The organism is Rhodococcus sp. 21391 (assembly GCF_016772255.1).
Lineage (GTDB): Bacteria > Actinomycetota > Actinomycetes > Mycobacteriales > Mycobacteriaceae > Rhodococcus_F > Rhodococcus_F opacus.
The window spans coordinates 4285438-4310267 of record NZ_CP063781.1 but is presented as its reverse complement, the minus strand read 5'-3'; the positions used below and the strand labels follow the sequence as shown (position 1 = coordinate 4310267).

24 protein-coding genes are annotated in these 24830 nt (G+C 68.7%); 20 read left to right on the top strand and 4 right to left on the bottom strand.

The window, feature by feature from the left end; translation table 11 throughout:
• The first annotated feature begins 11 nt into the window (after nt 1–11).
• The 8 genes from pruA to GO592_RS19940 all read left to right on the top strand — a co-directional run bounded on the left by pruA (nt 12) and on the right by GO592_RS19940 (nt 9642).
• The gene (gene pruA / locus GO592_RS19975) at nt 12–1652 is read left to right on the top strand and encodes an L-glutamate gamma-semialdehyde dehydrogenase (protein WP_005263015.1); all 1641 of its coding nucleotides are present in this window, start codon (nt 12–14) and stop codon (nt 1650–1652) included.
• Nucleotides 1649–2626: a proline dehydrogenase family protein gene (locus tag GO592_RS19970; protein WP_005565396.1), complete on the top strand. Its 978-nt coding sequence runs from the start codon at nt 1649–1651 to the stop codon at nt 2624–2626. The genes pruA and GO592_RS19970 overlap by 4 nt, the downstream gene beginning before the upstream one ends.
• Before the next feature lie 54 nt (nt 2627–2680).
• The gene (locus tag GO592_RS19965) at nt 2681–3340 is read left to right on the top strand and encodes a rhomboid family intramembrane serine protease (protein ID WP_007298749.1); all 660 of its coding nucleotides are present in this window, start codon (nt 2681–2683) and stop codon (nt 3338–3340) included.
• Nucleotides 3341–3368: 28 nt separating this feature from the next.
• On the top strand, nt 3369–4769 hold the full coding sequence (locus GO592_RS19960; RefSeq protein ID WP_007298748.1) for an acyl-CoA synthetase: 1401 nt from the start codon (nt 3369–3371) through the stop codon (nt 4767–4769).
• A gap of 52 nt (nt 4770–4821) precedes the next feature.
• A complete protein-coding gene (locus tag GO592_RS19955; RefSeq protein WP_039951972.1) occupies nt 4822–5862 on the top strand; it encodes an NADP-dependent oxidoreductase in 1041 nt (346 codons plus the stop codon).
• A gap of 259 nt (nt 5863–6121) precedes the next feature.
• Complete coding sequence (locus GO592_RS19950; RefSeq protein ID WP_005263037.1) at nt 6122–7360, top strand: PucR family transcriptional regulator; 1239 nt, start codon at nt 6122–6124, stop codon at nt 7358–7360.
• A 151-nt stretch (nt 7361–7511) separates the two neighbouring features.
• The gene (locus GO592_RS19945; protein ID WP_007298746.1) at nt 7512–9158 is read left to right on the top strand and encodes a substrate-binding and VWA domain-containing protein; all 1647 of its coding nucleotides are present in this window, start codon (nt 7512–7514) and stop codon (nt 9156–9158) included.
• Between the two features lie 70 nt (nt 9159–9228).
• Complete coding sequence (locus tag GO592_RS19940) at nt 9229–9642, top strand: DUF1622 domain-containing protein (RefSeq protein WP_005263040.1); 414 nt, start codon at nt 9229–9231, stop codon at nt 9640–9642.
• Nucleotides 9643–9660: 18 nt separating this feature from the next.
• Here GO592_RS19940 and GO592_RS19935 read toward each other — a convergent pair whose 3' ends face one another.
• Both GO592_RS19935 and dapD read right to left on the bottom strand, forming a co-directional pair.
• The gene (locus GO592_RS19935) at nt 9661–11052 is read right to left on the bottom strand and encodes an amino acid permease (protein WP_007298745.1); all 1392 of its coding nucleotides are present in this window, start codon (nt 11050–11052) and stop codon (nt 9661–9663) included.
• A gap of 4 nt (nt 11053–11056) precedes the next feature.
• A complete protein-coding gene (dapD, locus tag GO592_RS19930) occupies nt 11057–12010 on the bottom strand; it encodes a 2,3,4,5-tetrahydropyridine-2,6-dicarboxylate N-succinyltransferase (RefSeq protein WP_037206621.1) in 954 nt (317 codons plus the stop codon).
• A gap of 139 nt (nt 12011–12149) precedes the next feature.
• Between dapD and GO592_RS19925 the strand changes: the two genes are divergently transcribed.
• The 11 genes from GO592_RS19925 to GO592_RS19875 all read left to right on the top strand — a co-directional run bounded on the left by GO592_RS19925 (nt 12150) and on the right by GO592_RS19875 (nt 21612).
• Nucleotides 12150–13103 (top strand): SMP-30/gluconolactonase/LRE family protein, encoded by a 954-nt coding sequence (locus GO592_RS19925; RefSeq protein WP_039951980.1) that lies wholly within the window; start codon nt 12150–12152, stop codon nt 13101–13103.
• A 41-nt stretch (nt 13104–13144) separates the two neighbouring features.
• Entirely contained in the window at nt 13145–14218 is a 1074-nt protein-coding gene (gene dapE, locus GO592_RS19920) for a succinyl-diaminopimelate desuccinylase (protein ID WP_007298743.1), read from the top strand.
• Between the two features lie 42 nt (nt 14219–14260).
• Nucleotides 14261–15058, top strand: coding sequence for a TIGR00730 family Rossman fold protein (locus GO592_RS19915; protein ID WP_007298742.1), 798 nt, complete (start codon nt 14261–14263; stop codon nt 15056–15058).
• Nucleotides 15058–15615: a TIGR00730 family Rossman fold protein gene (locus GO592_RS19910; protein ID WP_007298741.1), complete on the top strand. Its 558-nt coding sequence runs from the start codon at nt 15058–15060 to the stop codon at nt 15613–15615. The genes GO592_RS19915 and GO592_RS19910 overlap by 1 nt, the downstream gene beginning before the upstream one ends.
• Nucleotides 15616–15699: 84 nt before the next feature.
• Nucleotides 15700–17475, top strand: a complete 1776-nt coding sequence (locus GO592_RS19905; RefSeq protein ID WP_039951968.1) for a long-chain-acyl-CoA synthetase — start codon at nt 15700–15702, stop codon at nt 17473–17475.
• A 94-nt stretch (nt 17476–17569) separates the two neighbouring features.
• Nucleotides 17570–18469, top strand: coding sequence for a dihydropteroate synthase (gene folP / locus GO592_RS19900; RefSeq protein WP_005264628.1), 900 nt, complete (start codon nt 17570–17572; stop codon nt 18467–18469).
• Nucleotides 18466–19425 (top strand): glucosyl-3-phosphoglycerate synthase, encoded by a 960-nt coding sequence (locus GO592_RS19895; RefSeq protein ID WP_011598038.1) that lies wholly within the window; start codon nt 18466–18468, stop codon nt 19423–19425. Before folP ends, GO592_RS19895 begins: the two co-directional genes overlap by 4 nt.
• Nucleotides 19426–19477: 52 nt before the next feature.
• Nucleotides 19478–19789, top strand: a complete 312-nt coding sequence (locus tag GO592_RS19890; protein ID WP_005239244.1) for a DivIVA domain-containing protein — start codon at nt 19478–19480, stop codon at nt 19787–19789.
• Entirely contained in the window at nt 19786–20361 is a 576-nt protein-coding gene (locus tag GO592_RS19885; RefSeq protein WP_005573402.1) for a DNA-3-methyladenine glycosylase I, read from the top strand. Before GO592_RS19890 ends, GO592_RS19885 begins: the two co-directional genes overlap by 4 nt.
• A 150-nt stretch (nt 20362–20511) precedes the next feature.
• On the top strand, nt 20512–20679 hold the full coding sequence (locus tag GO592_RS19880) for a DUF3117 domain-containing protein (protein ID WP_003936084.1): 168 nt from the start codon (nt 20512–20514) through the stop codon (nt 20677–20679).
• A gap of 90 nt (nt 20680–20769) precedes the next feature.
• A complete protein-coding gene (locus GO592_RS19875; RefSeq protein ID WP_007298738.1) occupies nt 20770–21612 on the top strand; it encodes a putative RNA methyltransferase in 843 nt (280 codons plus the stop codon).
• 9 nt (nt 21613–21621) lie between these two features.
• On the opposite strand, the gene glgA is transcribed toward GO592_RS19875, so the two are convergent.
• A complete protein-coding gene (glgA, locus tag GO592_RS19870) occupies nt 21622–22791 on the bottom strand; it encodes a glycogen synthase (protein WP_005264634.1) in 1170 nt (389 codons plus the stop codon).
• 121 nt (nt 22792–22912) lie between these two features.
• On the opposite strand from glgA, the gene glgC reads away from it, so the two are divergent.
• Nucleotides 22913–24127 (top strand): glucose-1-phosphate adenylyltransferase, encoded by a 1215-nt coding sequence (glgC, locus tag GO592_RS19865; protein ID WP_005239253.1) that lies wholly within the window; start codon nt 22913–22915, stop codon nt 24125–24127.
• Nucleotides 24128–24151: 24 nt separating this feature from the next.
• On the opposite strand, the gene GO592_RS19860 is transcribed toward glgC, so the two are convergent.
• Nucleotides 24152–24790 carry an O-methyltransferase gene (locus tag GO592_RS19860; RefSeq protein WP_005239255.1) on the bottom strand — a complete coding sequence of 213 codons (639 nt, stop codon included), beginning with the start codon at nt 24788–24790 and terminating at the stop codon, nt 24152–24154.
• Between the last annotated feature and the right edge of the window lie 40 nt (nt 24791–24830).

Genomic DNA, 24830 nt, shown 5'->3' with positions numbered 1-24830 from the left:
AGGCAGGCAGCATGGACGCCATCACCCAGGTTCCGGTGCCCACCAACGAGCCGGTCCACACGTACGCGCCGGGCAGTCCCGAACGTTCCCGAGTGCAATCGGCACTCACCGACATCGCCACCAATCCCGTCGACATCCCGCACGTGATCGGCGGGAAACACCGGCACGGCAACGGCGAGCGCGTCGACGTCGTGCAACCCCACCGGCACGCCGCCGTGCTCGGCACACTGCGCAGCGCCACCCACGACGACGCGTCGGCGGCGGTGGAGGCGGCCACGGCCGCGGCACCGCACTGGCGGGCCCTCTCGTTCGACGACCGGGCCGCGGTCATCCTGCGCGCCGCTGACCTGCTGTCCGGGCCGTGGCGCGAGACGCTCGCCGCGGCGACGATGCTCGGCCAGTCGAAGTCGGTTCAGCAGGCGGAGATCGACGCGCCGTGCGAGCTGATCGACTTCTGGCGCTTCAACGTTCACTTCGCCCGCCAGATCCTCGCCGATCAGCCGATCTCCTCACCGGGTGTGTGGAACCGGCTCGAATACCGTCCGCTCGAGGGCTTCGTCTATGCCATCACGCCGTTCAACTTCAGCGCGATCGCGGGCAACCTGCCGACCGCGCCCGCGTTGATGGGCAACACGGTGATCTGGAAGCCGTCGTCGACGCAGACCGTCGCCGCGTACTGGACCATCAAGCTGCTCGAGGCTGCGGGAATGCCTCCGGGTGTGATCAATCTGCTCACCGGCAGCGGGCAGGCGGTCTCGGAGGTGCTGCTGAGCGATCCTCGCCTCGCGGGTATCCACTTCACCGGGTCGACCCGGACGTTCCAGCATCTGTGGAGCGAGGTGGGCGCGAACATCGGGAAGTACGCCGGCTACCCCCGGCTGGTGGGGGAGACCGGCGGGAAGGACTTCGTGGTCGCGCACGCGTCGGCCGACGAGGACGTGTTGCGGACGGCACTGATCCGCGGCGCGTTCGAATACCAGGGCCAGAAGTGTTCGGCCGCTTCCCGTGCGTACGTCCCGAAGTCGCTGTGGCGGCGGATGCGGGACACGTTCACCGCGGAAGTCGACGCCCTCACCTACGGTGACGTGACGGATCTGGAGAATTTCGGCGGTGCCCTCATCGACCGGCGTGCGTACGACAAGAACGTCGCGGCCATCGAACGCGCCCGCAGCGCTACTGGCCTCGAGATCGCCGTCGGCGGCAAGTACGACGACAGCGTCGGCTACTTCGTCCGCCCCACCGTGCTCCTCGCCGACGACCCAGCCGACGAGGCGATGACCACCGAGTACTTCGGTCCGATCCTGACGGTGCACGTGTACGACGACTCGGCGCCGAACGCGTTCGCCGACGTGCTCGCCACGGTCGACTCGGCGGCCCCGTACGCGCTGACCGGTGCGGTGATCGCCGACGACCGCCAGGCCGTCGAGCAGGCAACGTCTGCTCTCCGGTTCACCGCCGGAAACTTCTACGTCAACGACAAGCCGACCGGTGCCGTCGTCGGGCAACAGCCGTTCGGTGGGGCCCGCGCCTCGGGCACGAACGACAAGGCCGGGTCCAAGCTCAACCTGCTGCGGTGGGTGTCGGCCCGCACCATCAAGGAGACGTTCGTCCCCGCCACCGATTACCGATATCCGCACATGGGGTCGGAATGAAAGCGCCCACGGTTCTGGCGAATCCGCTGCGCCCGGCGATCCTCGCGGCGGCCCGGTCTTCCCGCGTCAAACGGGCGGTCACCGGCGCCCCCGTCACACGGAAACTCGTCGACCGCTTCGTCGCCGGGGAGAACCGGGAGTCGGCGCTCGCAACCGTCCGGGAGATCCTCGATTCGGGCCGGTCGGTGTCGATCGACTTCCTCGGTGAGGACACGCGTGACGCGGCCGGAGCCCAGGCGACGGTCGACGAATATCTGGCGCTCGTAGCCGATCTCGGAGCGCTACCGGAAGCCGCGGAAGGGACTTCGGGTGTTCGCCGCCTCGAGGTGTCGATGAAACTGTCGGCGCTCGGGCTGGCACTCGCCGGCGACGGTCGCAGGATCGCCACCGACAACGCCCGCACGATCTGCGCCGCCGCGGAGGCGGCCGGGGTGTGGGTGACCGTGGACGCCGAAGACCACACGACCACCGATTCGACGCTGGCGATCGTGCGTGAACTCCGCAGCGACTACCCCTGGCTCGGTGCGGTGGTGCAGTCGTACCTGCGACGCACCGAGGACGACTGCCGTGCCCTCGCCGGCCCCGGTTCGAGAGTCCGGCTCTGCAAGGGGGCGTACCGGGAACCCGAGTCCGTGGCCTTCCAGGACCGCGCCGCCGTGGACGCGTCGTATCTGCGCTGCCTCGGGATCCTGATGGACGGATCCGGGTACCCGATGGTGGCCTCGCACGATCCGGCCGTCATCGACGCGGTCGCCCCGCTGGTCGGGCGCACCGGCCGCGCCGCGGACGCCTACGAGCACCAGATGCTGTTCGGGATCCGGGACGTCGAGCAGCGTCGGCTCGCGAACGAGGACAAGCAGGTTCGGGTGTACGTGCCGTACGGAAGTCAGTGGTACGCGTACTTCATGCGGCGGCTGGCCGAGCGTCCCTCGAACCTGCGGTTCTTCCTGCGCTCGGTGGTCACCCGGGACTGACCGGTGCAGTCGCGGTTCGGTTCCCGCGAGGGCGCGCCGTTGTAGAGTTTCGCGGTGACGACTTCTGGCGCGGGATGGACCAGCGCGGTCCTCTTCGCGGTCGTTCTCGTACTCGCGACGCTGCTCGGTTCGACGCGCATCGGCGAGGTCCGGCTCACCCGTCCGCCGCGCACCGCGGTGGTGTTGTGGTTGCTGATCGCGGTGCCGTCGCTGCTGCAGTTCGTCGTCCCCGCAGTCCTCGACGCCCTCGAGCGTGACCCCACCCAGATCCGGGACCACCAGTGGTGGCGGATCGTCACCTCGGTTGCGGTGCAGGACGGGGGACTGGCCGGAACCGTGGTGAATCTGCTCGTTCTCGCCTGGGTGGCCCCGCTCGCGGTCCGGGTCTGGGGTGGAGCGCGGGCCGTACTGCTGTTCGTGGCGAGCCAGATCATCTTCGGCCTGTTCACCGCGTTCCTGTTCCCGTCGCCCGGCGCGGGCAACTCGGGTGCCACGCTCGCGCTGGCCGCGTCCCTCGCCGGTCTGGTGGTGATGCAGTCCAAGGAGCGGCGAGCACTCGCCGCGAGCGGCAGCATCGTCGTCGCCGGTGTCCTGCTGGTGGTCGTCGACGACGCCCACGGACTGGCTGTTCTGACCGGGGCGCTGCTGGGCGCGGCGCTGGCCACCGTCAGTCCGCCACCGGGAGACCCACCGGACCGCGTCCGGGCCCTGTGACGTCCGGGCCCTGTGAGAAGCTGACCGTGTGCTGCTGCGATCTCTGAACCCTCTGGCCGTCGCCCAGGGCGCCGACATTCCCGACGCCATCCGGATCGGCGACACCACCCTGTCGCGCGGCGACGTGCTCGGTGCGGCGACGTCCGTGGCCGAACGTGTGGCACGCGCGGATCGGGTCGCGATCCTCGCCACCCCCACCGTCACCACCGTCCTCGCCGTCGTGGGCTGCCTCATCGCCGGGGTGACCGCGGTGCCGGTGCCGCCCGATTCCGGCTCCGCCGAACTCGAGCACATCCTGCGCGATTCCGGCGCGCAGGCGTGGCTGGGCGAGGCGCCCGCGGACGCGGCGGGCCTGCCCGTCGTTCCGGTCCGCGTCCACGCCCGGTCGTGGCACAGCTACCCGGAGCCGCCCGAGTCGGACATCGCGTTCGTGCTCTACACCTCCGGCACCACGGGGCCGCCCAAGGGGGTTCTGATCAGCAGGAAGGCCGTCGCCGCCGGCCTCGATGCCCTCGCGGACGCCTGGCAGTGGACCGGCAACGACACACTGGTGCAGGGACTTCCGCTGTTCCACGTCCACGGTCTCATCCTCGGTGTGCTGGGACCGTTGCGTATCGGCAGCCGTCTCGTCCACACGGTCAAGCCCACCCCGGCGGCCTACGCCGCGGCACGGGGAACGATGTACTTCGGTGTTCCCACGGTGTGGAGTCGCATCGCCGACGACCCCGAGTCGGCGCGCGCGTTGTCGGGTGCGCGACTGCTGGTGTCGGGCAGCGCCCCGTTGCCCGTGCCGGTGTTCGAGAAGCTGCACGAGCTGACCGGGCTCGCACCGATCGAGCGGTACGGCATGAGCGAGACGATGCTCACGCTCAGCACCCGGGCCGACGGCGAGCGTCGCCCGGGGTGGGTCGGTGTGCCGGTCCGCGGCGTCGAGACCCGGCTGCGCGACGAGCGCGGCGGCGACGTCCCCCACGACGGCGAATCCATCGGCGGTCTGCAGGTGCGGGGCCCGATGCTCTTCGACGGCTATCTGGGCCGGCCCGACGCGACGGCCGAATCCTTCACGGACGACGGCTTCTTCAAGACCGGCGACGTCGCCGTCATCGACCCGGACGGGTTCCACCGCATCGTCGGCCGCGAATCCACGGACCTCATCAAGTCGGGCGGATTCCGGGTCGGGGCGGGGGAGGTGGAGACCTCTCTTCTCGGCCACCCGAGTGTGCGGGAAGCCGCGGTGGTCGGCCTTCCCGACCCGGACCTCGGGCAGCGGCTGGTGGCGTTCGTCGTGGGGGACGACGTGTCGGAATCCGAGCTGATCGAGCATGTGGCCACCGAACTGTCGGTGCACAAGCGGCCCCGCGAGATCCGCGTCGTCGAGTCGCTTCCGCGCAACGCGATGGGCAAGGTGCAGAAGAAGCAACTGTTCTGAAATCGGTAGGCTGGCGAACGATACCGGCCCGACACGGATTGGCAGGCGCACAGTGAGTGTGGAGAGCATCGTTCAGAGCACCCGAATCGTCCTCGCGTCACGGCCGGACGGTGCGCCGACCGCCGACAACTTCCGGCTCGAGGCGGTGAACCTGCCCGAACCCGCCGACGGTCAGGTGCTGGTCCGCGTCATCTACCTGTCCCTCGACCCGTACATGCGCGGCCGGATGAGTGCGGCGGAGTCCTACGCCGACCCGGTCGAGATCGACGAGGTCATGGTCGGTGGCACCGTCGGGCAGGTGGTCGATTCCCGGCACCCGGATTTCGCAACCGGTGACTACGTTCTCGGGTATGCGGGCTGGCAGTCGCACGCCGTGGTCGACGGCAACCAACTCCGCACACTCGACCGCGACGCCGCGCCGCTGTCGACCGCCGTCGGAGTTCTCGGCATGCCGGGCTTCACCGCGTACTCCGGCCTGTTGAAGATCGGGCAACCGAAGGCGGGTGAGACGGTGGTCGTCGCGGCGGCCAGTGGTCCGGTCGGCTCGGCGGTGGGGCAGATCGCGAAACTGAAGGGCGCCCGTGCCGTCGGGATCGCAGGCGGACCGGAGAAGTGTGCCTACCTGCTGGACGAACTCGGATTCGACGCCGCCGTCGACCACCGGTCCCCGAACTTCGCCGAGGAACTGCGCGCCGCGTGTCCCGACGGCATCGACGTGTACTTCGAGAACGTCGGCGGTGCGGTGGCCGCGGCAGTGCTGCCGCTGCTCAACCTGTATGCGCGAGTTCCCGTGTGCGGCTTGATCGCGCAGTACAACGACACGGGGGTCCCCGAGGGGCCGGATCGGCTGCCGGGATTCTTCACCCGGGTGCTGGTCAAGAGCCTCACGATCCGCGGATTCATCCAGCGCGAGTTCGTCTCCGAGATGTACGCGGACTTCCAGCGTGATGTGTCCGGGTGGATCCGAGAGGGCCGATTCGCCTACCGCGAGGACATCGTCGACGGGCTCGAGAATGCGCCTGCGGCGTTCATCGGCCTCCTCCGGGGCAGCAACTTCGGCAAGCTGGTGGTCCGGGTCGCCGAGGAGAACTGACACACCCCGGTCTGTGGCACCTCACACCCGCGGGGATGCCGGGAGGGCCCCGCTCGGCCCGGAGCCGAGACTCGACCGGCGGTCGATTCGCCGCCGGACACGGGACCGGACGACGGCCGTCCACGTCGGATCGCCCGTATTCGCCCTGGACAGGGCTCTGTCGTGATACAACGGTGACAGAAGCGAACCCTCGTTATGTTTTCGTGATGTCGATGGTGCGGGAGTTCGGTGTCATCCACATATGGGAGTGATCAGATCTATGACGAATCATAGTTCGGGGCCGGGTTCGCAGATCCTCGTCGACGGCAGGCCCGCCTCCGCCCCGCTGCGCGACACACTGACGGTCGCGCAGAAACTGGTCCGGCATTTCGCCGACAACGTGACCCCGTGCGGTTCGCTTCCCGGCGAACAGCTGCAGAGCGACGTCATGGATTTCACGATCGTCTGCCTCGGCCTCGGTATCCAGATGCTCGACGAGGGCATCAGCCCGACGGACGAGGACCTCGCAGAGGTGCGCAACAGTTCCGCGCGCTGGGCCCGCGAGGGATTCCCGTTGAAGCTCGTACTCCGCATCCTGCACGAAGGTATCCAGGAGGCCGGCGACCTCGTCGCCTCGAACGCCCGCGAGGAAGACCTGCCCGAACTCCTGGTCATCCAGAAGGTGATGTTCAGCCTCCTCGAATGCGTGACCGTCGCCGCCACGACCAGCTACGTGGAGGAACTCGAAGCCGTCAACAGCGAACGTGACGGTGCCGCGGTCAATCTCGTCACGGCGCTGCTCAGCGGCAGAAAGGCGGCGACCGCCGCGCGGCACGCGGGCGTGGAGCTGGCCGACGAGTACGTGGTGCTGGGACTGTCGATTCCGTCGCATCCCACGGAGGCCGTGACACACCGGCGCAAAACCGTCGTCGCCCGGCAGAAGCTCCGCCGGTTGCAGATCGAGCTCGCGGACGCCGCGGGTGGTGCCGCCCTCTGTTCGCTGAGCCCGGACGGTGGAACGCTGTTGCTGCCCGGCTCACCCGAGCGGGCCTGGATGGTGTCCCTGCTCGACCGCATCGGAGCGGCCGCCGGAGTTCCGCTCACCGCCACGGCAACCCGGGTTCGCACCGCCGGTATCCCCGCGGCTGCCGACCAGGTCCACGAACTCCTCGACCTCGCCCATCAGCTGGCGCTGGAACCGGGTCTCTACGAGATGGACGATCTGGCGCTCGAATACCAGCTCACCCGGCCCGGACCGGGCAGAAGCCACCTGGCGCGGCTCCTCGAGCCGTTGCAGGGCTCACCCGAACTGATCGAAACGCTCGAGGTGCACATCGGCCACGATCTCAATCGGCAGCGCACCGCGAAGCAGATGCACCTTCACACCAATACGGTGGACTACCGGCTCAAGCGGGTGGCGCAGCTGACGGGCTGCGATCCGACCCGCCCGTCCGGGCTGCGGCAGATCCAGGCCGCGCTCGTCGCCCGCCGGCTCGAGGTCGCACAACCCGAGCGCTGACTCGCTGGTCGCCCCCGAGGCGGAAGAGGGCACCGCCCCGTCACTAGCGCAGCATCGTACGCTGCACCGTTCGCTACGATGTGGGGCGGATCATATTCGGTCCGGGTGTGTCGGTGGTCGTCTCGTGACCGAAATGTTAGGGAGGCAGACGATGACCGGAGGGCGTCATTCGAGCGCGGGGCAGGAGCGCGGTGGTCGCTCGCCCGGGTTCTACGCGGTGTGCGCCGCTGTCGTGATCGGGCTCGTGGCCTCCGTGGTCGTCGTCGTTCAGGCGGTGCGCTCCTGGGCCGACGACTGCGATCAGGTCACCGACTACACGCTCGCCGCCGACCCGAGCATCGTGCCCGCTCTGAACCGCATTCTCGGCGAGGCGAAGGACACCGACCTGGGCTGCGCGAACGTCGCTGTCAGCGGCGCGACGTCCGGCGACATCGCGGGACGGCTCGGCAAGGGAACCGACGCCCCGGATCTCTGGATCCCCGACACCGGCGCCTGGGTGGGCAAGGCGGCACTCACCGCAGCCGGTCCGGTCGAGGTGATGTCGGGTTCGATCGCATCGTCGCCCGTTGTCCTGGCGTCCCGCGAGGCGGACGCCCCCACGGCGCCGACGTGGCTCGCGGCCCTCCAGATCAAGGACATCCAGCTGGGCAACCCCCTCGTGACCGGGGTGGCGCAGGCTCCGATCAACGCGGCACTCGCCGAGGGCCAGGCCGATCCCGTGTCCGCGGGGACGGTGCGGGCGGCGCTGGTCCCGCTCGCGCAGGAGGAGAGTGCACGCACCGCGGACGAGCCCGTTGGCGAGGAGATGCTGCAGGGCGTCGTCGACAACGGCGGAGTTGCCGTGGCCACCGAACAGTCCGTGCTCGACTTTTCCGACGGTGACGGCGCGCGCACGCTCACCGCGACGGTGCCCCCGACGGGCAGCAACTTCATGAACTTCCCGCTCGTCGTCACGTCGCCGGCCCCCGACCGGCACTACAAGGCCACCCAGGTGGCACGTGCCGTCGCCGCGGTTCTCGGTGGCGAGGAGGCCCGCGCGGTACTCGCGGAGCACGGATTCCGCGGACCCGACGGGAGTCCACTGGCCGACGGCCGCGGTGTCGGCAGGGTCACCAAGCTCGCGCTCGAGGACGAGTCGGCACTACAGGACGCCCTCGGCGGGTGGGCGTTGATGGCATTACCCATTCGCACGCTCGTCGCGATCGACGTGTCGGGGTCGATGGAGACCCCCGCAGGCAGCCGGTCGCGCATGGATCTCACGGTCGATGCCGCACTCGCCGGCAATGCGATGTTCCCGGACAGCGTGTCGGCGGGGTTGTGGGCGTTCTCGCAGGGCCTCGGTGGGGGACCGCAGGACTACAAGGAGATGGTCCCGATCCGCCGCTACGACACGGTGGTCGACGGTCTCACGCAGCGCCAGCTGATGGCGCAGCAGGCGGGGAAGGTCGACGCGCTGATCGGCGGCGGCACCGGTCTGTACGACACGACGCTCGCCGCGTTCCGGACGGTGCAGGAGACGTACGACCCGCGCGCCGTGAACAGTGTGATCATCCTGACCGACGGCGCCAACGAGGATCCGGACTCCATCACGAAGGAACAGCTCCTGAGCATCCTGCAGCGTGAGACGGATCCGGCCCGGCCCGTCATCATCGTGACGATCGGCATCACCGACGACGCGGACGCGGCCACGCTCGCCGAGATCTCGCGGGTGACCGGAGGATCGAGCTACGTCGCGAAGGATCCCGCCGACATCGCCAACGTGTTCGTCAACGCGTTGGCCGCCCGCGGTCGGAGCTAGACGCCTGGCGTGATGCTTGGAACGACCGGGCTCGACTGCGAACACCGTCCCGAACAGGAACACTCACACCATGGACACTGTCAGGTTCTTCGAACTCGCAACCGAAGTGTTCGAAGTGCTCGGTGTCCTCGCGATGATTGTCGGGTTCCTCTTCGCCTTCTTCCTCGCGGTGCGCGCGTGGAAGCGGACCGGAGACGGCACTCAGGCGTTCAAGACCCTGAGGGAGTCGCTCGGGGGCGCGATCCTGCTCGGCCTGGAATTGCTCGTCGCGGCAGACATCGTCAAGACGGTCACGTCGACACCGTCACTGACCGATGCCGCCGTCCTGGGAGTGATCGTGCTGATCCGCACCGTGCTGAGCCTGTCCATCGAGATCGAAATCGACGGTGTCGCACCGTGGCGGAAGGCGTTCGTGACCGGACCGCAGGTGCTCGCCCATGCGGCGCGCTCGTCCGCGGGGCAGGAGTCGAGTTCGGGCCGGTGAGTCGCCGGCCCGAACCGGTCACACCGTCTGCGACCGCTTGCGCAGCCGGGTGTTGAGCACACCGAGCGCCGCGATCACGAGGAACAGGACGCACGTCGAGATCAGCTGGGTGCGGGCGTCGGTGTCGAAGAGCATGAGCACGACGAAACCGGCGAGCATTGCGAGCGTGACGTAGCTGAGCCACGGGAACAGCCACATCCGCACGGTCAGCTTGCCCTCGCGTTCGAGCCGCGGGCGCAGTCTCAGATGCGAGACGACGATGAAAATCCAGATGACCAGGAGCGCCGAACCGACGGCGTTCAGGAGAAGTCCCAGGAGGTCGTCCGGCAGCCACCAGTTGAGCAGGACGCTGACGAAACCGAAGAACACCGACAGCAACACCGCATTGAGGGGTACCCCGGAATTCGAGATCCGGGCCATGAACGCGGGACCGTCGCCGCGCCGGGACAGCGAGTACGCCATCCGCGACGTGCCGTAGATGTTGGCGTTGAACGCCGACAACAACGCGACCACGACCACCAGTTCCATGAACCCCGCCACGTACGGGATGTGCGCCTGGTTGAGGACGGCCACGAACGGTCCGCTCTCGAGGTCCGAGGAATCCCAGGGAAGGACGAGGACCATGATCGAGATCGAACCGAGGTAGAAGACGCTGATACGCCAGACGACGCTGCGCACCGCCACGGCGATCGACCGCTCGGGATCCTCGGATTCGGCGGCGGCGATGGTCACGATCTCGATGCCGCCGAAGGCGAACGCCACCACCAGCAGTCCCGCGGCGACACCGGCGAAGCCTTCCGGCATGAAGCCGCCGTGGCCGAAGAGGTTGGTGGTGCCCACCGGTTCGGTGTCCGGCAGCAGGCCGGACACCAGCAGCACGCCGATCACCAGGAACGCGATGATGACGGTGACCTTGATGGCGGCGAACCAGAACTCGAACTCGCCGAAGTTGCTGACCTTCGCGAGGTTGACGGCCGCGAAGAAGATCACGAATACGAGGGCGACGACCCACTGCGGCACGCCGGGCAGCCAGCCGCTCACGATGCCGGAGGCGCCGGTGATCTCGGCGCCGAGCACCATGATCAGCATGAACCAGTAGAGCCAGCCCATCACGAATCCGGCCCACTCGCCGATGCCGATCCGCGCGTAGTGCGAGAAGGATCCGCTGGCGGGGATCGCCGCTCCCATCTCGCCGAGCATCCGCATCACGAAGACGACGATGATGCCGGCGAGAAGGTAGGAGACGAGGACGGCGGGACCGGCGGTCGCGATGCCGACACCGGTGCCGAGGAACAGTCCGGCACCGATCGCGGAACCGAGGCCCATCATCGTGAGGTGACGGACCTTCAGGCCCCGGCCCAGGGTGCTGGTCGAATCGCTCACGGTGCCGGGTGTTCGCGTACCGCTCACCGGGTCAGTCGTTTGCGTGCAGAGCGGCGTTCAGTTCCACGCCGGTGCCCTTCCACGGCACGACCTCGACGGCTCCCGACACGGAGTTGCGACGGAACAGCAGGTTGGACTGGCCGTTGAGTTCCTTGGCCTTCACGACGGTGCCGTCCGGCCCGGTGACCTTGGTGCCCGCGGTCACGTACAGGCCGGCCTCGAGGACGCAGTCGTCGCCGAGCGAGATGCCGAGACCGGCGTTGGCGCCGAGCAGGCAGCGCTTGCCGACGGAGATGGTCTCCTTGCCGCCACCGGACAGGGTGCCCATGATCGACGCACCGCCGCCCACGTCGGATCCGTCGTCGACGACGACGCCCGCGGAGATACGGCCTTCGACCATGGAGTTGCCGAGCGTGCCGGCGTTGAAGTTGACGAAGCCCTCGTGCATCACGGTGGTGCCGCTTGCCAGGTGGGCGCCGAGGCGGACGCGGTCGGCGTCGGCGATGCGGACGCCGGACGGCACGACGTAGTCGACCATGCGCGGGAACTTGTCGACACCGAACACGGTGACCACGCCGCGGATGCGCAGACGCGACCGCACCTTCTCGAAGCCCTCGACCGCACAGGGACCGAAGTTGGTCCACACCACGTTGGACAGCAATCCGAACAGACCGTCGAGGTTGACGCCGTGCGGGGTCACGAGGCGATGCGAGAGGAGGTGAAGGCGCAGGTAGGCGTCGTGGGCGTCGACCGGCGGCGCCGACAGGTCGGCGATGGTGGTGCGCACCACGACCTGGTCGACCTCACGCGCCTCGTCGGGTCCGGCGAGAAGTGCCAGATCGGAGGGGATGTCGCCACCCTCGATCCGCACGGTGCCCGCGTCGTCGAAGTTTCCCAGCTCGGGCGCCGGGAACCAGGTGTCGAGGACCGTGCCGCCGACGGTCACGTTGGCGATGCCTACTGCTGATGCTCCCTGTGTGCTCACGGCAGTAGAGGTTACTGCCTCATTACTCGGGCATTCCCAGCGGTCGTTATCGGGCGTGATCGAATCGAAACCGAGCGGGTTCCGCGATGTGGGGGACCATGCACGGGGCACGTGGGACACACCGGGAAAGGTCGTGGGAATGCGCATGTCGCACTGGGGTCGATTCATCGGAGGAGGCGTCCGGGCCGTGGCCGCGGGTGCGCTGCTCGTCGGGGCCGTGTCGGTGGTGGCGCCGCAGACCGCGTCCGCCGCTCCGGTGTGCCCGGGCGCCGGCCAGGCACCGGTCCTCGTCGGGCGGGTGCCGGGAGCGGCGCTCGAGGGAGTCGCCGTGGACGGCGGCGGCCGCCTTTACACGACGGACCTTCTGAGCGGGCGGGTGTTCCGCCTCGACGCCCCGGGAGCCCCCGCGGTCCCGGTCGCGACGGTGCCGGACGGCGGGGCCGGGGCGCTGGCCTGGGCGTCGGACGGTTCACTGCTGGTGGGGTACGGCGCGGACGCCCGCGTGTTCCTCGGCGACATCCTGCGTCCGGGTGCGATCGCGAAGCTGAACACGGCGACCAACGTGCTCACCCCGTTCGTATCGGGCCTGAGCGCGGCGAACGGACTCGATGTCGCAGCCGACGGAACCGCATACGCCACCAACGACTTCGGAACCCAGATCGGACGGGTGTTCCCCGACGGGCGGGTGGAGCCCCACTGGGCGACGCTGCCCAGCGCCAACGGCGCGGTGCTCGGCGCGGACGATCGGTACCTCTACGTGTCGCGGACGTTCGTGAATCCGGGCGTGAGCCGGATCCCGCTCTCGAACCCCGGAGCGCCCGAGAGCATCCTCGACCTGTCCGGTCTCGACACCTTCGCCGCACCCGACGGTCTGACCCTGGACTCGAGAGGCCGTCCGGTGGTCCCGGCCAACGTGCGCGGCGAGATCTGGCGCCTCGACTCGCCGGGGCGGTACTGCGTGCTGGCGTCCGGTCTGCCGACGTCGAGCATGGTCGTCTACGGGCAGGGGTCCGGCGGCTTCTCGGCGGGACGGCTGTTCCGCATCGGTTTCGACGGTGCGATCTACGAGATCCCGGGCGGGTTCGACGGGTAGCAACGCCCGAGCGGGCGGACGGGTCGGCTTAGGGTGGACGGGTGAGCCCACTCGACCTCCACGCCGATCCCATCGACCTCACCGCCGCCCTGGTGGACATCCCGAGCGTCTCGCACGACGAGTCGGCGATCGCCGCCGCCGTCGAGTCGGCGCTGCGGGAGCAGACCACCGGTTTCGAGATCATCCGAAACGGCAACGCCGTGCTCGCCCGGACCGATCGGGGACTGCCGAGCCGGGTGATGCTCGCCGGTCACCTCGACACGGTGCCGATCGCGGACAACGTGCCCTCGCGGCGTGAGGGCGATCTGCTGCACGGATGCGGAACGGTCGACATGAAGTCGGGTGACGCGGTGTTCCTGCACCTCGCCGCAACCATCGAGAACCTCGCGCACGATCTGACCCTGGTGTTCTACGACTGCGAGGAGATCGCGGCCGTCCACAACGGGCTCGGACGGATCGAACGCGAGATCCCCGAGTGGCTGCGCGCGAACGTCGCGATTCTCGGCGAGCCCACGGGAGGCCTCATCGAGGCGGGATGTCAGGGCACGTTGCGGGTGACGCTGACCACCCGCGGCACCCGCGCGCACTCCGCGAGATCGTGGCTGGGCGACAACGCGATCCACCGCTTCGCCCCGGTTCTGCAGCGGCTGTCGGACTACACCGCGCGGTCGGTGGACATCGACGGCTGCGTGTACCGGGAGGGGTTGTCCGCCGTGCGGATCGCAGGTGGGGTCGCAGGCAACGTGGTTCCCGACGCGGCGGAGATGGACGTGAACTTCCGCTTCGCCCCCGACCGCAGCGCCGAGCAGGCGATCGACCACGTGCGGGAGGTCTTCGACGGGATCGAGCTGGGTTTCGAGGTCACCGATCTGTCGCCGGGAGCCCTGCCCGGATTGAGCGACCCGGCGGCCGCGGCCCTGATCGAGGCAGCGGGTGGCGAGTTCCGCGCCAAGTACGGGTGGACCGACGTCTCGTGTTTCTCCGCGCTCGGCATCCCGGCCGTGAACTACGGTCCCGGTGACCCGAACTTCGCCCACAAGCGGGACGAGCACGTGCCCGTGCAGCAGATCACCGACGTGACGACGGTGCTGCGCGCCTACCTGAGCGCTCCGTGACTGCCCGGTGCCCCGAACGGGCCACCCGCTAGCCTGGGGCGCATGGCACCCGAGAAGAACACTCACGGCCGGAAGTCCTCGTCCGTGAAGCACCGGGGTCCGGTGCAGTTGAGGCGCGCCCGCAAGGACGACACCACCACCGACGAGCGGTTGCTCGACGAGCGGGGCTCGACCGACTGGGTGCACACCGACCCCTGGCGGGTACTGCGGATCCAGAGCGAGTTCATCGAGGGGTTCGGTGCCCTGGCCGAGGCGCCGCGCGCGGTCACCGTCTTCGGTTCCGCTCGCACACCGGAGGGCCACCCCGAATACGAGGCGGGACGGGCGCTGGGTGCCCGCCTGGCCGAGGCCGGCTACGCCGTCATGACCGGCGGCGGCCCCGGCGTCATGGAGGCGGCCAACCGCGGCGCCAGCGAATCGGGTGGTTACTCCATCGGCCTCGGCATCGAGCTGCCGTTCGAGGAGGGCCTCAACGAGTGGGTCGACCTCGGCATCAACTTCCGCTATTTCTTCGCGCGCAAGACGATGTTCGTGAAGTACTCGCAGGCGTTCATCTGCCTGCCCGGCGGGTTCGGGACGCTCGACGAGCTGTTCGAGGCGCTGACTCTGGTGCAGACGCGCAAGGTCACGAGATTCCCGATCGTCCTGTTCGGCACCGAGTACTGGTCCGGGCTGGTGGACTGGTTGCGGGGAACTCTCCAACGCAGCGGCAAGATCTCGGAAGGTGACGTCAATCTCTTGCACGTCACGGACGACGTGGAGGAAGCAGTGCAGATCGTCATACGGTCGCAGCAGGGTGTCGACGAAGCTGCCCTGCTCGGGACGGAGGACCAGTGGTGATGTCGGAAACTGTTCCACCGCAGCCGTTCTCGGTGTGCGTCTACTGTGCGTCCGGCCCCGTGGACGACCACTTCCTGGAGCTCGCGTCCCGGGTGGGTGCCGAAATCGGAAAGCGCGGTTGGCAACTCGTGTCCGGCGGTGGCAACGTCTCGATGATGGGCGCGGTGGCCGAGGCCGCCCGCGCGGCAGGGGCGACAACCGTCGGTGTCATCCCGAAAGCTCTGGTGCACAGGGAAGTCGCCGACGTCGACGCCGACGAGCTGGTGGTCACCGACACCATGCGTCAGCGCAAGCAGATCATGGAGGACCGGGCCGACGCGTTCGTGACGCTGCCCGGCGGTATCGGCACGCTCGAGGAGCTGTTCGAAACGTGGACCGCGGGCTATCTCGGCATGCACGAGAAGCCGGTGGTCCTGCTGGATCCGCACGGTCACTACACCGGGCTGCTCGACTGGCTGGACGGGCTGCGGGGCGGCGGTTTCGTGGCGCAGCGCGCCCTCGACAGGCTGCTCGTCCGGGCCGATGTCGGGGAGGCGCTGGACGCCTGCGTCTCCTGAGGCGCTGCCCGGTCCGCGTCGTGGCGCACGTTGTTACCGTGCAGTAAGGTGACCTGACTCATACTGCAGGCCTGAGGGGATGTCATGCGTTCTGAAGCTCGTTCGACGATCGGGGTGGTCGACCTCGCGAGGCGGCTGCCGGCCATGATTCCGGAGCTGCCGATCATGGCGAGAGGGGTCCTCGGCCTGATCCGGACCCCCGACGCGAGGGAATCGATCGGCCTCGTCTTCCAGCGCGCCGCAGCGGCGCACCCGCGCCGCACGTTCCTGCGGTTCGAGGGCGAATCGCTGAGCTACCGGAACGCCAATATCCGCGTGAACCGCTACGCCCACGTGCTCGCCGACCTCGGCGTGGCACGCGGGGACGTCGTCGGGATCCTCGGTAAGAACTCACCCGAGACGCTGCTCATCGCACTCGCCGCGGTCAAGCTCGGCGCCGCCGCCGGGATGCTGAATCACAACCAGCGCGGAGACGTGCTCGCCCACAGCATCTCGCTGCTCGACAGCCGGGTCCTGGTGGTGTCCGAGGCGTCGAGCGAGGCCATGGACTCGCTCGACGAACCACCCGCCGTGCCCTCGGTGCTGTACTTCGACGACCTCGACCGTCTCGCCGAGAAGGCCGGGGACGACAACCCCGAGGTGTGCGAGCAGATCCAGGCCCGGGAGAAGGCCTTCTACATCTTTACCTCCGGCACCACGGGACTGCCGAAGGCCAGCCTGATGAGCCACTTCCGCTGGCTCAAGAGCATGTCCGGACTCGGCAACATGGGCGTCCGGCTGCGCGGCAGCGACGTCCTGTACTGCTGCCTGCCGCTCTATCACAACAACGCGCTGACGGTGTCGCTGTCCTCGGTGCTCGGGTCGGGTGCGACGCTCGCACTGGGCAAGCAGTTCTCGGCGTCCAAGTTCTGGGCCGACGTCGAACTGAACCGGGCCACCGGGTTCACCTACATCGGCGAGCTGTGCCGGTACCTGCTGAACCAGCCCGAGAAGCCCGGCGACCGCGACAACTCCATCCGGCTGATGGTCGGGAACGGTCTCCGTCCGGAGATCTGGTCCGAGTTCACCACCCGGTTCGGGATCTCCCGGGTCGCCGAGTTCTACGGCGCCAGCGAGTGCAACATCGCGTTCGTCAACGCCCTCAACGTCGACCGGACGGCAGGCATCTGCCCCCTGCCGCACGCGGTGGTCGAGTACGACGAGGACAGCGGATCGCCCCGGCGGCACTCCGACGGCAAGCTGCGGAAGGTACGCACCGGCGACGTCGGACTGCTGCTGTCGAAGGTGACGGACCGTGCGCCGTTCGACGGATACACCGACGAGGAGGCCACCGACAAGAAACTCGTCCGCGACGGCTTCGACGACGGCGACTGCTGGTTCGACACCGGCGACCTGGTGCGCCGCCAGGGCTGGTCACACGTGGCGTTCGTCGACCGGCTCGGCGACACGTTCCGCTGGAAGGGGGAGAACGTCGCCACCACCGAGGTCGAGGGCGCACTCCTCGCGCATCCGGCGGTCGAGCACGCCGTCGTCTACGGCGTCGAGATCCCCGGGACCGACGGTCGCGCGGGGATGGCCGCGGTGACGTTGCACGAGAACGAGAAGTTCGACGGCGCCGACGTCGCGGAGTTGCTGTTCCAGCGGCTGCCGTCGTACGCGGTGCCGCTGTTCGTCCGCATCGTCGATTCCCTCGAGCAGACGTCGACGTTCAAGAGCCGCAAGGTGGAACTCCGCAAGGAGGGTTACGACGTCGAGGACACCGACACGTTGCACGTGCTGTCCGGGCGCAGCGACGGCTACAAGCCCTCATACGACGGGTACGTCGACGAAGTGGCGAAGGGTTCGCTGCCCAAGGGGTGATGCGGCTACGCCGCCCGTGAGTACTTGTTAACCGCCCGCCGTTAACAAGTACTCACGGGTGGTTTCGATTTCGCTGCGTGCCAATATTGGTGACATGGCCGAGACCGACGTACCGCCCGCGCCCGACCACCCGTCGCCCACGCTGTGCGGGCGCCCCGTGGCGGTCGATCGTGCGCTGGTGATGGCCATCGTGAACCGGACACCCGATTCGTTCTACGACCGCGGTGCCACATTCACCGATTCCGCCGCCATGTCGGCGGTCGAACGGGCTGTGGACGAGGGTGCCGACCTCGTCGACATCGGGGGTGTGAAGGCCGGCCCGGGTGACGTCGTCGACTCCGCGGAGGAGACCCGGCGGGTGGTGCCGTTCGTGGCCGCGATCCGCGAGCGCTACCCGGAATTGCTCATCAGCGTCGACACCTGGCGCAGCGACGTGGCCCGGCTCGCCGTCGCCGAGGGCGCCGATCTCATCAACGACACGTGGGCCGGCGCCGACCCTGCGCTCGTCGAGGTCGCCGCGGAGACGGGCGCCGGCATCGTCTGCTCACACACTGGGGGAGCGGTTCCGCGGACCCGGCCGTTCCGTGTCCGCTACACCGACGTCGTCGCGGACGTCCTCCGGGAAGTGGTGTCGGCCGCCGAGAACGCGGCCCGGCTGGGTGTGCCCGCCGATTCGATCCTCATCGATCCGACCCACGATTTCGGGAAAAACACCTATCACGGGCTCGAGTTGTTGCGGCGAATGGAAGATCTTGTAAATACCGGATGGCCAGTGCTCATGGCGCTGAGCAACAAGGACTTCGTCGGGGAGACTCTAGGGGTAGATCTCGTCGAGCGGTTGGAGGGAACATTGGCAGCGACAGCGATGGCCGCCGCAGGAGGCGCCCGTGTCTTCCGTGTCCACGAAGTTGCCCCCACGCGTCGAGTGGTGGACATGGTGGCCGCGATTCAAGGCCGGCGCGCACCGTCCCGCACCGTGCGGGGGCTGGCATGAGTGCCGTGGGGGCCCGGGCGGCCCGCACGATGGTGGCGGAGGAGCGAACCCCTCGCAGCTGGGCCGAGGCGAACAGCTGGGACCAGCCGTCGTGGAGCATCGCCGAACTCGAACGGGCCAAGGCCGGGCGCACCGTGTCGGTGGTCTTGCCGGCGCTCAACGAGGAGGAGACCGTCGCCGCGGTGGTGGACACGATCCACCCGTTGCTCGGTGGTCTGGTGGACGAGTTGATCGTGCTCGATTCCGGATCGACGGACCTGACGGCGGAACGCGCACGCGCGGCGGGCGCCACCGTCATCAGCCGGGAGGAGGCGGTGCCGGCGTTCCCGCCGGTGGCGGGCAAGGGTGAGGTGCTGTGGCGTTCCGTCGCCGCGAGCACCGGTGACCTCATCGCCTTCGTCGACTCGGATCTCATCAACCCGGATCCGGCCTTCGTCCCGAAGCTGCTGGGACCGCTGCTGACGGCCGACGGCATCCATCTCGTGAAGGGCTACTACCGCCGTCCGCTCCGCCTCAGCGGCACGGAGGACGCCAACGGAGGTGGCCGGGTCACGGAGCTCGTGGCGCGTCCCATGCTGGCCTCGCTCCGGCCGGAGCTGACGTGCGTGCTGCAGCCGCTGGGCGGCGAGTATGCGGGCACCCGGGAGTTGCTGTCGGCGGTTCCGTTCGCCCCCGGCTACGGCGTCGAGATCGGCCTGCTGCTCGACACGTACGACCGTCTCGGGCTCGGAGCGATCGGCCAGGTCAATCTGGGGGTGCGCAAGCACCGCAACCGCCCGCTGTCCGAACTCGGGGTGATGAGCAGGCAGATCATCGGCACGATGATGCGGCGCTGCGGGGTGCCCGACTCCGGGGCGGGCCTGACCCAGTTCCTGGTGGACGGCGACTCCTTCGTTCCGACGACGACGGACGTCGCGCTGGCCGATCGCCCACCGATGAACACGGTGTGCCCCTGACCGCGCGCACCTGAGGGAGGTTGCTGTCGGACGTCCGTGACAGGATCGGGGCATGGTGACAGCCCTGCTCTATCTGCTCGTCATGGCGTTCGTCGGCGCGATGCTGTTCCTCGCCGCCAGTGCGGTGTTCGGCCGTTCCGAGGAACTCGCGCCCCTGCCGCCCGGCACCACACTCACGGCCCTGCCTGCCGAGGGCGTGACGGGCGCCGACGTGGAGGCGTTGCGATTCCAGCAGACGCTGCGGGGGTACAAGGCCAGCGAGGTCGACTGGGCGCTGTCCCGGCTGGGCCGTGAAATCGATTCGCTGCGTGAGCAGTTGGCGGCGGTCGAAGCCGCGTCCGAACGGCCGGGGGATGCCTCGTGACAGCCCCCGAGGACCGGGTGCGGTGCGCGTGGGCGGTCGACACGGACGGGTCCCGGCTGTACCGGGACTACCACGACCTCGAGTGGGGTCGTCCGCTGCACGGCCGCGACGAGTTGTACGAAAGGCTGTGCCTCGAAGCGTTCCAGTCGGGACTGTCGTGGATCACGATTCTCCGCAAGCGCGAGGCCTTCCGGGCCGCGTTCGCCGGGTTCGATCCGGAGGCGGTGGCCCGGTACACGGAACGGGACGTGGCGCGCCTGCTCGAGGACGCGTCGATCGTGCGGAACCGGGCCAAGATCGAGGCGTCGGTGAGCAATGCGCGGGCCCTCCTGGAGTTGTCGGACACCGACCTCGACACCCTGCTGTGGTCGTTCGCCCCGCCGCCGCGCCCGAGCCGCCTCGCCACGGTGAACGACGTCCCGGCCGTCACACCGGAGTCCACCGCGATGGCGAAGGAATTGAAGCGCCGAGGGTTCAAGTTTGTGGGCCCTACCACGGCTTATGCACTCATGCAGGCCACCGGGATGGTGGACGACCACGTGGCCGCCTGCTGGGTCCCGATCACTGCCTGAAGTGCCGGTGGACCTGCCTATTCGTGACTCAGGTTCCCGGTACTCGTGTCCATAGGGAAGAATGGATGTCACAAGCCTCGCCGAGTGTTGGCGGGGTGCCAAAATTTGTCGAGGCGCAAGCAGGCAGCGCAGATCTGGAGGGAGCAGAGGATGGCGGCCATGAAGCCCCGGACCGGGGACGGTCCCCTCGAAGCAACCAAAGAGGGACGAGGAATCGTCATGCGGGTTCCGCTCGAGGGTGGTGGACGTCTGGTTGTCGAGCTCACCCCGGAGGAAGCTGCCGCACTCGGTGAAGAGCTCAAGGGCGTCACCAGTTAGTCGAGTGCGGAGAGAACCTCACAGGGCAGGCCCCGTCGCCGTTCTCGGTGCGGGGCCTGTTCCGTGTCCGGAACCGGGAGGCGAACGTTCGTGCTGGCCGATGTGACCGACCTGCTGGCGTGCCCGCAGTGCCGGTCTCGCGTGGAACTCGACGACGGCGCGATCCTGTGCGACCAGGGGCATGCCTTCGATGTGGCGCGTCAGGGTTACGTGAGTCTGATGACCGGGGCCGGTGGCAAGTTCGACGGCGACAGCCCCGAAATGATCGCCGCACGTGCGGACTTCCTCGGCGGCGGCAGCTTCGATCCGCTGATGGACGCTGTCGCCGACGCGGTGGTGGCGGGCACCGGGCCCGGCGACGATCCCCGGATCCTCGAGATCGGCGCGGGCACAGGCCACTACCTGGCGCGCGTCCTCGACGCCGTCCCGACCGGCCGGGGAATCGGACTCGACGTGTCCAAGTACGCGGCGCGGCGCATCGCCAAGGCCCACCCACGCGCCGGCGCAGTGGTTGCCGACGTGTGGCAACACCTTCCGGTGCGGGACCACGTGCTCAGCCACGTCCTGTGCGTGTTCGCGCCGCGCAACGCCGACGAGGCACACCGGGTGCTCGGCGAGCGCGGCTCCCTGGTGGTCCTCACCCCCACCGAGCGGCACCTGGGGGAGCTCGTGGACCTGCTCGGCATGGTCCGGGTGGACAACCGGAAGGTCGAGCGGCTCGGGGCCGCGATGTCCGGGCGGTTCGAGCGCACCGACCACGCGGCCGTGGAGTACCCGATGTCGTTGTCGCACCTCGACGTGGCCCGGCTCGTCGGGATGGGGCCGTCGGCGCGGCACCTCACCCCCGACCGGCTCGCATCCTCGATCGCCGCGCTGCCGCAGGACTATCCGGTGACGGCGTCGGTGACGGTGTCCACCTACGCCCGGCTCTGAACACCTCGGTCAGCGCCTCGACAGCGCGTCCTGGTAGACGTCGAGGGTCTGCTGTGCGATGGCCGCCCAGGAGAACTCGGCGATCGCCCGCGCCCGCCCGGCCTTGCCCATCGCCTGGGCGGTGCCGACGTCGGCGGCGATTGCGTTGACCGACTCGGCCAGCGCCTGTTCGAACGCCTCGGGCTCGTACGAGTTGTAGTGCACCAGACGGCCGGTGACCCCGTCCTCCACCACCTCGGGGATACCGCCGACGTCGGAGGCGACGACCGCGGTCTCGCAGGCCATGGCCTCGAGGTTCACGATCCCCAGCGGCTCGTACACGGACGGGCACACGAAGACGGTTGCGGCCGACAGGATCTCCCGCACCTGGTCGGTGGGCAGCATTTCCCGCACCCAGAACACGTTGCCCCGGTGCGCGGCGAGCGCGGCCACGGCCTGCTCGGTCTCGGCGGCGATCTCCGGGGTGTCGGGTGCGCCCGCGCACAGCACCAACTGGATCTCGGGCGCGAAGTGGTGGGCTGCGGCGATCAGATGACCGACACCCTTCTGCCGGGTGATGCGGCCGACGAACGCCACCATCGGCTGGTCCGGGTCGACGCCGATCTTCGCGAGGGCGGAGTCCCTCGGACCTGCGGGCCCCGCATGCCAGACCGACGTGTCGATCCCGTTGCGCACCACGTGGACCCGGTGCGGGTCGACGAACGGGTACGCGTCGAGGACGTCGAGTCGCATCCCGGCGCTCACGGCGATCACCGCGTCGGCGTGCTCGACGGCGTTGCGCTCCGACCACGAGGAGATGCGGTAGCCGCCGCCCAGCTGCTCCGCCTTCCACGGCCTCCGTGGCTCGAGGGAGTGGGCGGTGAGGATGTGGGGAACGTCGTACAACGCGGACGCCAGATGGCCCGCCAGGCCGGTGTACCAGGTGTGGGAGTGCACGACGTCGGCACCGGTCGCGGCGTCGGCCATGCGCAATTCGGCGGACAGCGTCGCGAGTGCCGGATTGGCCCCGGCCAACGCGGGATCGGGGGTGTGCACGACCGCTCCGACGCGAGGAGCGCCCATACAGTGCACGTCCACCTCACACAGCTGCTTCAACTGAGCAACCAGTTCGGTGACGTGTACACCCGCACCGCCATAGATCTCCGGTGGGTATTCCTTGGTCATCATCGCCACCCGCACCGGCCTAACGTAACCGTCCGGGACGCTTCGGGCCACCGCTCTTGGACACATTCAGGTATCGGAGAAACGGTGACTCGGCGCTTCGCTGGCGGGGGGAGTGGCCGCCCGATAGGTTGACAGGGTGAGGAGCCAGCCACATGTGCTTGGAATCGTGCTCGCCGGCGGCGAGGGCAAACGTCTCTATCCGCTCACCGCGGATCGGGCGAAGCCCGCTGTGCCTTTCGGAGGCGCCTACCGGTTGATCGATTTCGTGCTCAGCAATTTGGTCAATGCGGGATACCTCCGCCTGTGTGTTCTGACGCAGTACAAGTCGCACTCGTTGGACCGCCACATCTCTCAGACGTGGCGACTGTCCGGGTTCGCGGGTGAATACATCACTCCCGTTCCCGCGCAGCAACGTCTGGGCCCGCGCTGGTACACCGGTAGTGCGGACGCGATCCTGCAGTCGCTGAACCTCGTCTACGACGAGGATCCCGAGTACATCGTCGTGTTCGGTGCCGACCACGTGTACCGGATGGATCCGGAGCAGATGGTGCAGCACCACATCGAGTCGGGTGCCGGCGTGACGGTGGCCGGGATCCGGGTGCCGCGCAGCGAGGCGTTCGCGTTCGGTTGTATCGACAGCGACGAGTCGGGCCGCATCGTCCAGTTCCTCGAGAAGCCGGCACATCCGCCGGGAACCCCGGACGACCCCAACATGACGTTCGCGTCGATGGGTAACTACGTGTTCACCACCAAGGTGCTGGTCGACGCGATCCGGGCGGACTCCGAGAACTCCGACTCCGACCACGACATGGGCGGCGACATCATCCCCGCGCTCGTCGAGGCGGGCGAGGCGTCCGTGTACGACTTCAAGGACAACATCGTTCCCGGCGCCACCGACCGCGACCGGGGCTACTGGCGCGACGTGGGAACGCTCGACGCGTTCTACGACGCCCACATGGATCTCGTGTCGGTCCACCCGATCTTCAACCTCTACAACCGCCGGTGGCCGATCCGCGGTGAGACGGAGAACCTGGCGCCCGCCAAGTTCGTGCAGGGCGGCCTCGCGCAGGAGTCCGTGGTCGGGGCCGGGTGCATCCTGTCGGCGGCCACGGTGCGCAACTCCGTGCTCAGCTCCAACGTGATGGTCGACAGCGGCGCGACGGTCGAGGGCAGCGTCCTCATGCCGGGTGTGCGCATCGGCAAGGGCGCCGTGGTGCGCCGCGCCATCCTCGACAAGAACGTGGTCGTCGGCGACGGCGAAATCATCGGCGTCGACCTCGAGCGCGACAAGCAACGCTTCGCCGTCAGCAACGGCGGCGTCGTCGCCATCGGCAAGGGCGTCTGGATCTAGCGGGAGGGCCTCGGAACGGGGCTCTCAGAGCTTGGACGCGCAGAGCAGTCCGTCGCCGATCGGCAGGAACACGCGGATCAACTGGTCGTCCTCGGCGAGGGCCTTCGCGGCCTCGCGGACGGCGACGGTCGCCGCGTCACGCTGGCTCGGGTCGACGACCCGCCCCCCGTGCAGGGCGTTGTGCAGCACGATGGCGCCGCCCGGACGCAGCAGGCGGACCCCTTCGCGGACGTAGTGCGGGTGATCGACCGGTGCGCTGTCGACGAACACCAGGTCGTACGCCCCGTCGGCGAGCCGCGGCAGGACGTCGAGTGCCCGGCCGTTGATCAGCCGTGTCCGGGCCGGTGCGATGTCGTTGGTCCGGAACGACAGCTTGGCGGCCCGCTGGTGCTCGGGTTCACTGTCGATGGTGGTGAGGACGCCGTCCTCGCGCATGCCCCGGAGCAGCCACAAACTGCTCACACCCGCGCCGGTTCCGACCTCGACGACCGTCTTGGCGTCCAGCATGCGGGCAAACAGGGCTAGAGCAGCACCGACCGCGGGAGGTACCGGTCCGGCACCGAGGTCGTCCGCCCGCTCCCTGGCCGCACCGAGGGCCTCGTCTTCACGGACAGCCCCTTCTGCGTGGGTGAGTATCCGTTCGGCGTTTGTCTGCACGCACATGAGGCTATCGGGGTCTCGTCATCGCCGCTGCGAGGCGCGC